Origin of the sequence: Streptomyces sp. WMMC500 (assembly GCF_027497195.1) — a bacterium.
Classification (GTDB): domain Bacteria; phylum Actinomycetota; class Actinomycetes; order Streptomycetales; family Streptomycetaceae; genus Streptomyces.
In genome coordinates, this window is sequence record NZ_CP114905.1 from 2,063,650 (window position 1) to 2,074,481 (window position 10,832).

Genomic DNA, 10,832 nt, shown 5'->3' on the forward strand with positions numbered 1-10,832 from the left:
CCCACACATGCTGGGATCCCGCCGCGCACGGAACCAGAAGGGCCGCCGCATGCCGACTTCCGCATCCGCCCGTCCCGCCCGCGGCGCCGGCCGCGGGAGCCTCCGCCGATGGAGTCGCGGCCGGCCCGGGATCGTCGCCGGGCTGATCGCCGGCGTGGTGTTCGGCGGCGGACTGCTCGCCCCGCCCGCGGCGGACGCCGGCGAGTCGCCGGAGGCGGGGTTCAACTACGCCGAGGCACTGCAGAAGTCGATGTTCTTCTACGAGGCGCAGCGCTCCGGCGACCTCCCGGCCGGCAACCGGGTCGGCTGGCGCGGCGACTCCGCGCTCGACGACGGCTCCGACGCCGGCATCGACCTCACCGGCGGCTGGTACGACGCCGGCGACCACGTGAAGTTCGGCTTCCCGATGGCGTTCACGACCACACTGCTGGCCTGGGGCGGGCTGGCCGCGGAGGACGGCTACCGGCAGTCGGGCCAGCTCGCGTACCTCAAGGACAACCTGCGCTGGGTCAACGACTACTTCATCCGCGCGCACCCCGAGCCCGACGTCCTCTACGCCCAGGTCGGCGACGGCGAGGCCGACCACCGGTGGTGGGGACCGGCCGAGGTCATGCCGATGGAGCGGCCGTCCTACCGGGTGCACCCCGGCTGCCCGGGATCGGACGTCGCCGGCGAGACCGCCGCCGCCATGGCGTCGTCCTCGCTGCTCTTCGCCGACGACGACCCGTCGTACGCCGCGACCCTCGTCCGGCACGCCGAGGAACTGTACGACTTCGCCGACACCCACCGGGGCGTCTACTCGGACTGCGTGCCCGCCGGCAACTTCTACCGCTCCTGGTCCGGCTACCAGGACGAGCTCGTCTGGGGCGCGTACTGGCTCTACAAGGCGACCGGCGACGCCTCCTACCTCGCCAAGGCCGAGACCGAGTACGACCGCCTCGGCACCGAGCCGCAGACCGACACCCGCAGCTACCGCTGGACCATGGCGTGGGACAACAAGGCGTACGGCGCCTACGCACTGCTGGCCATGGAGACCGGCGACGACCGGTACGTCCAGGACGCCAACCGCTGGCTCGACTACTGGACCACCGGCGTGGGCGGCCAGCGCGTGCCGTACTCGCCCGGAGGCCAGGCCGTCCTCGACACCTGGGGCTCGCTGCGCTACGCCGCCAACACGGCCTTCGTCGCCCTGGTCTACTCCGACTGGCTCGCCGCCACCGACCCGGACCGGGCGACGCGCTACCGCACGTTCGGCGAGCGCCAGATCGACTACATGCTCGGCGACAACCCGCGCGACTCCAGCTACGTCGTCGGCTTCGGCGCCAACCCGCCGCGCAACCCGCACCACCGCACCGCCCACGGCTCCTGGACCGACCAGCTCACCGCACCCGAGACCAATCGCCACGTGCTCTACGGCGCCCTGGTCGGCGGCCCCTCCGGCCCCGACGACGAGTACACCGACGACCGCCAGGACTACGTCGCCAACGAGGTCGCCACCGACTACAACGCCGGCCTGTCCGGCGCGCTCGCCGCCCTCGTCGAACGGCACGGCGGCACCCCGCTGCCCGACTTCCCGCAGTCCGAGGAGCCCGACGGCCCGGAAATGTACGTCGAGGCGTCCCTGAACGCCGCCGGCGCGGGATTCACCGAGGTCAAGGCCACCGTCCGCAACCGCAGCGGCTTCCCCGCACGGACGCTGGACCAAGGCGCCTTCCGCTACTGGTTCACCCTCGACGAGGGCGTGGACCCGGCGGACCTCACCCTGTTCTCCGGCTACAGCGAGTGCCCCTCGCCACTGCGCGGGCCCTTCCAGGCGGAGGGCGACCTGTACTACGTGGAGTTGGACTGCACCGGGAAGGCGATCTTCCCCGGCGGCCAGTCCCAGCACCGCGCCGAGGTGCAGTTCCGCATCACCGGGGGCGCCGGCTGGGACCCCACCGACGACTGGTCGTACCAGGGCCTGACCAACCAGCCGACCCTCGTCGAGAACATCTCGCTCCACGACTCGGGAGAGCTGGTCTGGGGCGAGGAGCCGAGTCCGGCGCCCGGAGGTTAGAGCGTTCGTGCCGGCGTCGACAAAGGTCTCGCCGGAGGGCCGAGGGAGGGCCGTGGGCACGCCCCGGACAGGGAGGGGTCCCGGGCAACGTGCGATAGACACCTGACTCAGGCGGCCACCGGCGGTCGGTCCCGATGTCCGAGGAGTCCTCATGCGCAAGCACGCCCCGCTGCTCGCCGGCGGCCTCCTTGCGGCCATCCTGCTGACCGCCTGCGGGAGCGAAACCGGAGCCGGTGGAGTCCCCGCGCCGAGTGCGCGGACCCGGAAGCCGTGCTGCGGCTGGAACAGATCATCAACGGTGCCGACCACACCGCCTGCGACCGGTTCACGCGGCCCGGCGACCCGAACGCGACGGCGCTCTACTACGGCGCGGTGCCCGACTTCGACGCCACACCCGAAGCCGTTCACGACCTAACCTTCTGCCTGGGCTCACCCCCTGCATGAAGCTGGACGAGAGGCGCCGGCCGGCCTCACCCAGGCCACTGGTCGGCATCATGTTTCCTCAGACCGGTTGAGGGCACGCTGGGACTGGTCATGTTCACGCAATAGAGGTGAGGTGCGGCTCGCGGCTCCCGCGGTGACGTGCGGTGGGGAGCCGTGCCGGCGACGGATGAGGAGCGTTCGTGCGAGGTGACGGTACGAGTTCGCCGCGGTCGGTGACGCATGACGACCTGAGCGGAGGCCCGCGTTGAGCGGCCGGCACCCTGTCGGCCATGACGTGCGCAGGCGCACGATGCTGATCACAGGGATCACCGGCGCGCTGGCGCTGGGCACGCCCGCCCGGGCGGCGAGGACCGAACCGGACCGACCGGTCAACATCCTGTTCGCCATCGCGGACGACTGGGGCTACCCGGACGCCGGCGCGTACGGCTCCCCGGCCGCGAGGACGCCGACGTTCGACCGGCTCGCCCACGAAGGCGCGCTGTTCACGCGCGCCTTCTGCGCGGCCCCCTCGTGCACTCCGTCACGGAACGCGATCCTCACCGGCCAGGCGCCGCACCGCCTCGGGGCGGGAGCGAATCTGTGGTCCGAGCTCCCGGCCACGTTCGAGGTCTACCCGGAGCTCCTCGAAGAGGCGGGATACCGCATCGGCCGGATGCGCAAGGGCTACGGCCCCGGCGTGTTTCCGCAGTGGCCGCACGACCCGGCGGGCCCGGGCTTTCCGTCGTTCGCCGAGTTCCTCCAAGGGCAGCCGGAGCGGATGCCGTTCTGCTTCTGGCTCGGCTCCTCCGATCCGCACCGCCCGTACGACCCCGAGCTCGGCGAGCAGTCCGGCATCGACCCGGCCGCCGTGGACGTCCCGCCGTATCTCCCGGACACGCCGGAGGTCCGGGCCGACGCCGTCAACTACCTCGCCGAAGTGCAGCGCTTCGACCGCGAGGTCGGCGATGCCCTGCGGCTCCTGGACGAGCGAGGGCTCGCCGAGGACACGATCGTGGTGATGACCAGCGACCACGGCTGGCCCTGGCCACGGGCCAAGACCAACCTCTACGACGCCGGCACCCACGTGCCGCTCGCGATCCGCTGGCCGGGCCGGGCCACCCCCGGCACGGTCATCGACCGCCTGACCGTGCTGAGCGATCTCGCTCCCACCTTCCTCCACGCCGCCGGGCTGCCCATACCCACGGCGATGACCGGGCAGTCGCTGCTGCCGGCCCTCTCGGACACGGCCGCCCCGCGGAAGTTCGTCGTCCTCGAGCGCGAACGGCACACCCACGCCCGGGAGGGGAACCTCTCGTACCCCGTCCGCGCGCTGCGGACGGACAGGTGGCTGTACGTCCGCAACTTCTTCCCGGAGCGCTGGCCCGCCGGCGACCCGGACTTCGCCTCGCCCAACCAGGGGGTCTTCGGCGATATCGACGCGGGCCCCACCAAGACGCAGCTTCTCGAGAACCGGCACGAGCCGGGATTCGCCGGGGCATTCCGGTTGGCCACCGGCAAGCGGCCGAAGGAGGAGCTCTACGACCTCGCGTCCGACCCGCACAGCCTGAAGAACCTCGCAGACGATCCCGAACGTGCCGGGGTGAAGGCCCGGCTCCGGGAGCAGTTGCGGAACTGGATGCTGCGCACCGGCGACCCGCGTGCCACCGACCCACGGACCGACTTCTGGGACAAGGTCGAATACTTCGGGTAACACCCTCCGCGCGCAGCCGGGGCGGGAAGGAGTCAACCGGCGGCGCACCGGTGCACTCCTGAGGACGCACTCGGACGGCCGGGGAACGGTAAGGACCGGGCTGTACGCGACGAACGCCGTACGCGGCGACCGACGCCGACACCCGGTCCACCGTCCGCACGTCGAAGGCGCCGCCATGACCGCCGTCCCCCAGCCGTCCACCGACGACCCCTCCCCCTCCTGCCAGAGTCCCGTCGACGTCCGTCCGCAGGCCGTCGACCACGAGCTGCTGCCCGCGCTGCGTTTCCAGCACCCGGCCCGCACCGACATGTCCGTGCGCTACAGCGAGCCCGACCGGCACGAGCCGGGCTGCACGCGGCCGGTGACCGAGGAGGGCACCGTGCGGGCCGAACCGCCGTCCACGCCGGCCTTCCTGCTGACCGTCGGGCCCGACACCTTCCGGCTGGCCGACGTCCACTGGCACACACCGTCCGAACACACCGTGGGCGGTGTGGCCTTCCCCCTCGAACAGCACATGAAGTACGAACGGGTGGACACCGTGACCCGGCCCCGCCGCAGACGGAGCCGGACGCCACACCGCGGGCGCCCGGCCACTACGCGGTCGTCGCCGTCTTCCTCCACCCCGGGGATCCCAACCCGGCGCTGGACCGGCTACTGCACGCCGCCTCCAGGGACACCCGCCCCCGCCCGGTGCCCGGCGTGGAGTTCGACGCGCTGCTTCCGACCTGCACCGAGTCGTACCGCTACACCGGCTCCACCACCACCTGCCCGTACCTGCCCGGTGTCCGCTGGCACCTGCTCACCCACCCCGTGCAGGCAACCCGGGCCGCCCTCGACCACTACCGAACCGTCCTCCCCGACGGCAACGCCCGCCCGGTCCAGCGCCTCGGCCGGCGCCGCATCCGCGGCGACCGCCACCGCTGGTGGTGACCGGCCCCGCCCAGGTCGGAGACGGCGAGGCCGACCACCGGTGGTGGGGACCGGCCGAGGTCATGCCGATGGAGCGGCCGTCCTACCGAGTGCACCGGAACCACCAGATCCTACTGAGAGGTCATCTGCACGACGGCGATCGTCGTCCTGTCCATTCTCGCCGTGTGGATCGTGCTCGTTCTCCTGACGGCCCGTGGCTACTCGAAGACACAGAAGCAAAAGCAACAGCGCGACTGATCCGCTACCACCGCGACGGGGAGCTACTGATCCCAGGCTGCACCGAGCGCCAGCAGGCGCTCGCGGTACTCGATGACCTCGACCCACTCCGACGGCCAGGCCGCCACCCCGTGGTACGCGCCGGCGAACGCCCCGGCCAGGGCGGCGATCGAGTCGGAGTCGCCGCAGGAGTAGGCGCCGCGGCGCACGGCGGCCGGCGGGTCGTCGGGGTGCTGGAGGAAGCAGAACAGAGCGGTGGCGAACGCCTCCTCGGCGATCCAGCCCTCACCGGTGGCCAGGCAGGGGTCGGCGTCCGGATCGGCGTCCGGCAGCGTGGCCTCGACCCGGTCCAGGACGGCCAGGCACTCCTCCCAGCCACGGGAGATGAAGGAGATCCGGTCCGAATCCCGGGTGTGCTCGGCCAGATCGCCCAGCCAGTCGGCCCGGTACACCGCCCGGTTCGCCTCCCCGTAGGCGCGCAGCAGCGGCAGCAGCTCCTGCGGGGCCGTGCCCTGGGCCAGCAGGTGGACGGTGTGCGCGGTCAGGTCGCTGGCTGCCAGTGCGGTGGGGTGCCCGTGGGTGAGGCCGGACTGCAACTGGGCCGCGCCAGAGCGCTGTTGGGCACTCAGCCCCGGGATCAGGCCGAGCGGTGCGACCCGCATGTTCGCCCCGCAGCCCTTGGACCCCACCACGCTGGCCCGCTGCCAGGCCCCGCCCCGCTCCAGCGCCTCGCACGCGCGCAGGCAGGTGCCCCCGGGGGCCCGGTTGTTCTCCGGCGAGTGGTACCAGCTCAGGAAGTGCGCCCGGACCGGCGGTTCCATGCGCTCGGCGGTAAGCGGGCCGCCGGCGAGTACCGTGTGGAGCGCCTCGCCGAGGGCGAGGGTCATCTGCGTGTCGTCGGTGACGTAGGCCGTACCCGAGGAGACCGGCAGCGGAAGCGAACGCCACGGCCCGAACTTCGCCTCGATCTGGGCGAGGGTGCTGAACTCGGTGGGGAAACCCATGGCATCCCCGACGGCCAGCCCCAGAAGTGCCCCCGTCGCACGCTTCATCCCGTCCCCACCCCATCGCTGTTCCGGTCCACCGATCCTAGGCCGCCCGGGCCGAGCGGTGGCGACGCCAGCGACGTCAGCCTGGCCGGCTTCTTTCACTCTGAGGGACAGCGTTGAGGTCGAGCTCGCTGAGGCCGCGGCCCTCGAAGTGCGCCGCGGGCGCGGGTCGGTGCCGGCGGCCCGCCGGGGCCGGAACAGGGTCCATCCGATGTGCGCCGGCGTCGGGTGTCGTAGGGACAGCGCGTCGCTTTCGAGAAAGGTGCGCGCAGCCACGAGGGCCATGCGGCCCCCGGCGCCGACGCCCCGACCAGCGCCTCACGCGGTCCAGGGCCGCGCGCCTGACCCGTCAACGAACGGCCCGCCGAGCCCGCCAGCCAGGCTATGCCCTGCTCAGACACTCCCGCGGCCCCGCGGGAGTGCTGAGCACCTACAGGGCCGGCCGTAGCCCGGACACTCCCACGGACCATGGGAACGCTCGGGAGCCCTGCCGGCCACCACCCAGGAAGGGGGCACTTGCCACCGTAGAACGCCCGGCCCGCGCCGAGCCGCTCCGCGAGATCACGGCGTGTCCTCACCGCGTGTGCAGCACCGGGACTCCGTCTGTCCGGGACACTGGCGAATACCGCGAAAGCCCTGGAGGACGCAGCAGGAGACCCGCGGGACCGACGCGGCTTCGTCATCGCCTCACTGGGCACGCTCACCGCCGCCCACTTTGCCGCTACCACCGAAGCCGCCGCCAGCGGTGCCGCCACTAGCCGGACGGAGCCTGCTCCAGTTCTACGGCTCCTCGGTGGCGGGACCTTCTTCGCGCTCTACACCCCTGGCCCTGATCAGCGGAGAGATGAGCAGGTCGTACACCGCGACACCGGCGAGTCCGCCGATGAGCGGGCCGACAATGGGGATCCACCAGTAGCCGTTGAACCACTCGAACGTACCGGGGAGAGCAATAGAACCCCAGCCTTCGAAATACGTCAACAATCGTGGGCCGAGGTCGCGTGCGGGATTGATTGCGTACCCTGCGTTTGTGCCGAAAGACAAACCGATCGCGACGACCACCAAACCGATGAGGAACGGATGGAGATTGGACATCGGAGCAGTATTGCGCTTGTCGATGAGTGCGCAGATCAGCAGAAGCAGGATGCCGGTCCCCACGATCTGGTCGAGCAAGGGACCCCACCAGGAGTCTCCAAAGTATTCGGCGGGGTACGTGGCGAAGATCGAGAATGTGGGCAGCGATTCATCTCGCGGGACACCCTCCTTTTTGATGGCCGCGTCGATGGCCCACCTGTAGGTCGCGTAGATGAGCGCGGCGGCGACGAAGGCGCCCACGACCTGCGCCAGCCAGTAGGGCAGGACCTTCCTCCAGGGGAAATCCCGTCGGGCGGCGAAGCCGAGGGTCACTGCGGGGTTGATGTGGGCTCCACTGATACCTCCTGCCACATACACGCCGAATACTACGGCGAGGCCCCATCCCCACGAGATGATGAGCCAGTTGGCGGGCCCGAAGTCCCCGGTTTGCCGACCTGATCCCGGCAGACCGGCGACTGCGACAGCCACCGACCCGACACCCAGCAGAATCAGGACGAACGTGCCTAGGAACTCGGCAGCCAGCTCACCGCCGAGCCCTTCTCGATACCCGCGTCGACGAACGGTGCGTTCAGCCATGGACACCCTCCTCGGTCAGAAAGCAGCGGAACCTTCTATTCCTCACCCGAAATGCAGAGTAATTCGGTGAGGACGCGCCGGTGAATCCGCATATTTCACCTGTGCGGAGCAATCCGCCCGCTATTCCCTGGCGGTCGCGCACGATCTCGCCAGACAGGCGGACGGCCACCAGCCCGTGCTGCTCGGGTGCGCCGCTGCAGAGGGCGATCTTGCGGGCCCTGGCGTGTGCGGCCAGCACGATGCTGATACTGGTGGGCTCGCGCATTCAACCCACTGGTGACAATCCGTGATCAGGGAACGCGGCATCCGCCGCTGGCCGATCGAGACCGAGTTCGTATCCGATGCAACGGGCGGCGGTCGGAACATCGGAACGGTTGTCGGCGGGTGATGAGGCAGCAGGCGTCGGCCCTGCGTTCCCACCGGATGCGCAGGCGTCGGAAACCGTGTAGCCAGGCGAAGGTCCGCTCGATCACCCACCGGTAGGTGCCCCGTCCTGTGCCGTGCCGAGTGCCGCAGGGGCGATGGCCGGCACGATGCCCCGATCGTGGACCTGGTCGACGACTGTTGGGCGGTGGAGCAGCGGTAGTTCTTCGGCTTCTCGGCGATGTTCCAGTCACGGATGAGCACGGCGTCCTTGCCGAAACAGCGCGGGTTCAACCCGGTGAACGGTGATCCGCCCTGCCATGGACTCCTCGACGGCGAGCAGCAGACCCCGGCCCGCGCAGCCCAGGACTCACCCCTATCGCTGCGCGCGACGAGGAACTCGCCGTCGCACCGTCCACCGTTGCGTCACCAGGCACTACCAACCACGGGCCACAACCCGATATCGATGCAGGACATCCGTTAAGCGAATGCTTCGACGAGCATCGCGCATCGCCGAGCCTCATGAGCCAGCACTCAGGACACCGGTTTGGTGAGACCGCCGAGGAACTCGCGATACTCCACGATCCGGCCGTCCTGGTCGATGCGGTGCAGGACCGTAGTGAGCAGCCCCTTGTACGGTTTGCCGCGCACGACCCCCTCGGCATGGTTGCACGCCACGACCCAGAAACCATCGTAAAGCCGCAGATCCTCACCTGTTGTAGTCAGGCGACTCGCTTCGAACATCGCGCGCCAGCGGTCGCGGTGCTCGACGGCCTCCGCGCCGGACCAGCGGCCGGTCAGGGGAGGCGAGGGGAACTCGAACACGAACTCGTCCGCATAGAGGGCAAAGTAGTCGTCCCAGCCACCCTCCGTCCACGCCTTGCCGAATGCGTCCACCGCACACAACGCACATCGTGCGCATCATGAAAACCGCAGGTCAGGTGGCCTTTTCGGACCTTACGAGTACCGCGACGCACTCCATGTGGTGGGTCATCGGAAAGGTGTCGGCCTGGGAGAACCCCGGAAAGTCCCAGGTCAGGGCCACCATCCGACTCACCTGCCCATCGCACGGGCGCTCAGAGCGTCAAACGAGCGTCACGATCAGCAGCCCGAACCTCGCCTTCAGACCGACCGGCTCACCTGGACCCACCGCCCCGCTCCCTCCGCACGCAGGCTCGCCCATCGTCCCCCTCACCGCTTCCCCGGCCGCCATAATGGAGGCATGTCCTCCAGCCCGCAGCACGCCACACCCGAGACCAGCGCCCCCTCGGGCCCGGTCGCCGAGGACCTCGCGCTGTACCGGGAGAAGTTCCGGCAGCGTCTGCCCGGGTCTCTGGACGACCTGCACGGCCCGATTCAAGGCGTCGTCGAGCTGCCACTGCACATGGCTTGGTCCGGGATGACCTCGTACGACCTGAGCAACCCTCGCCAGCGCATGGGTCTGTACCGCACCGTCCTGCACGAGGGCCTGCGCGAGGACCTGCCGCGCTACCTCAACCAGGATCTGCTCCTCCGGCTGTGGCCGGTACTGCGCACGCTCGTCGGCCGCACGGTACGCACCGTGTGGGAGGACGCTTTTCCCCAGCTCGCATCCCGTGCCCGGGCCGCCGCGTGACGGACATGCCGGAGCTGCACACGCGGCTCCTGGCGGACGTGATCGCACTCGGCTCCCCGTACCCCCTTGTGCTCACCGGCGGGTAGGCGCTGCGGGCCCACTGCCTGGTGAACCGGCCGAGCCAGGACCTCGACGTCGCCACCGAGAACCCCGCCCCCATGGCCGATATCGCGGCCACGCTCCGCAACGGCCTGCAAGCCCGGGGCTGGCATGTACAGGCCCTGGAAACCGCCCCGCTGTCCGCCCGCTTCACGGTGACCGACCCCATCACCGGCCAGGACTGCGAAGTCGACATCCTCAAGGAGATCTTCTGGCGTCCCGTCGCCAAGAGCCCGTACGGGCCCGTCCTCGCCGAGGAGGACGTGATCGGGACCAAAGTCCGCGCCCTCGCCGACCGCGGAGCACCGCGCGACCTGATCGACGTGTTCGCCGCCTCCCACCGTTGGAGCAATGCCGAGCTGGAGGAGTTCGGTCGCCGCCATGCCCGCGGCCGCTTCGAGCGCGAGGACCTGCAAGCGAACCTCACGGGCGCCGAGTGGACCGACGATGAAGCCTTCGCCGCCTACGGGATCGACGACACCACCATCACCGCCCTCCGTTCCTGGGCGGTGGAGTGGGCCGACGGCCTCGCGGCTCGCCTCCTCGAAGAGGCCGCCGATCCGGACCTCGGCTGAGCATCTCGCCGGACTAGCCAGTACACCGGCTGCCACGAAGTACGCAGTATCCGCCCCTCAGACGACTTGCTCCGCGAGATCACGGCGACTTCCAGGCGATGCGCACCCCGCCGGCTCATATACAGAC

General features: G+C 70.3%; 9 protein-coding genes and 2 pseudogenes. 6 read left to right on the forward strand and 5 right to left on the reverse strand.

Annotated features, from left to right (window positions below; all coding sequences use genetic code 11):
• The first annotated feature begins 49 nt into the window (after positions 1-49).
• From O7599_RS08455 to O7599_RS08470, 4 genes are all read left to right on the forward strand, one after another.
• Positions 50-2,056 (forward strand): glycoside hydrolase family 9 protein, encoded by a 2,007-nt coding sequence (locus tag O7599_RS08455; protein ID WP_281621507.1) that lies wholly within the window; start codon positions 50-52, stop codon positions 2,054-2,056.
• A gap of 270 nt (positions 2,057-2,326) precedes the next feature.
• The gene (locus tag O7599_RS08460; protein ID WP_281621508.1) at positions 2,327-2,500 is read left to right on the forward strand and encodes a hypothetical protein; all 174 of its coding nucleotides are present in this window, start codon (positions 2,327-2,329) and stop codon (positions 2,498-2,500) included.
• Between the two features lie 289 nt (positions 2,501-2,789).
• Positions 2,790-4,190, forward strand: a complete 1,401-nt coding sequence (locus tag O7599_RS08465) for a sulfatase (RefSeq protein WP_281621509.1) — start codon at positions 2,790-2,792, stop codon at positions 4,188-4,190.
• 456 nt (positions 4,191-4,646) lie between these two features.
• A complete protein-coding gene (locus O7599_RS08470; RefSeq protein WP_281623314.1) occupies positions 4,647-5,120 on the forward strand; it encodes a carbonic anhydrase family protein in 474 nt (157 codons plus the stop codon).
• Positions 5,121-5,380: 260 nt separating this feature from the next.
• On the opposite strand, the gene O7599_RS08475 is transcribed toward O7599_RS08470, so the two are convergent.
• From O7599_RS08475 to O7599_RS08495, 5 genes and pseudogenes are all read right to left on the reverse strand, one after another.
• Positions 5,381-6,388, reverse strand: coding sequence for an ADP-ribosylglycohydrolase family protein (locus O7599_RS08475; protein WP_281621510.1), 1,008 nt, complete (start codon positions 6,386-6,388; stop codon positions 5,381-5,383).
• 777 nt (positions 6,389-7,165) lie between these two features.
• Entirely contained in the window at positions 7,166-8,053 is an 888-nt protein-coding gene (locus O7599_RS08480) for an MIP/aquaporin family protein (protein ID WP_281621511.1), read from the reverse strand.
• A complete protein-coding gene (locus O7599_RS08485) occupies positions 8,046-8,318 on the reverse strand; it encodes a hypothetical protein (protein ID WP_281621512.1) in 273 nt (90 codons plus the stop codon). The genes O7599_RS08480 and O7599_RS08485 overlap by 8 nt, the downstream gene beginning before the upstream one ends.
• Before the next feature lie 136 nt (positions 8,319-8,454).
• Positions 8,455-8,594, reverse strand: a pseudogene (locus O7599_RS08490) (transposase); the annotation flags it as partial.
• Positions 8,595-8,950: 356 nt separating this feature from the next.
• Complete coding sequence (locus tag O7599_RS08495; protein ID WP_281621513.1) at positions 8,951-9,313, reverse strand: nuclear transport factor 2 family protein; 363 nt, start codon at positions 9,311-9,313, stop codon at positions 8,951-8,953.
• A gap of 325 nt (positions 9,314-9,638) precedes the next feature.
• Here O7599_RS08495 and O7599_RS08500 point away from each other — a divergent pair, with 325 nt between their 5' ends.
• Positions 9,639-10,031, forward strand: coding sequence for a hypothetical protein (locus O7599_RS08500; RefSeq protein WP_281621514.1), 393 nt, complete (start codon positions 9,639-9,641; stop codon positions 10,029-10,031).
• A gap of 5 nt (positions 10,032-10,036) precedes the next feature.
• A pseudogene (locus O7599_RS08505) lies at positions 10,037-10,705 on the forward strand (nucleotidyl transferase AbiEii/AbiGii toxin family protein).
• Positions 10,706-10,832 lie beyond the last annotated feature (127 nt).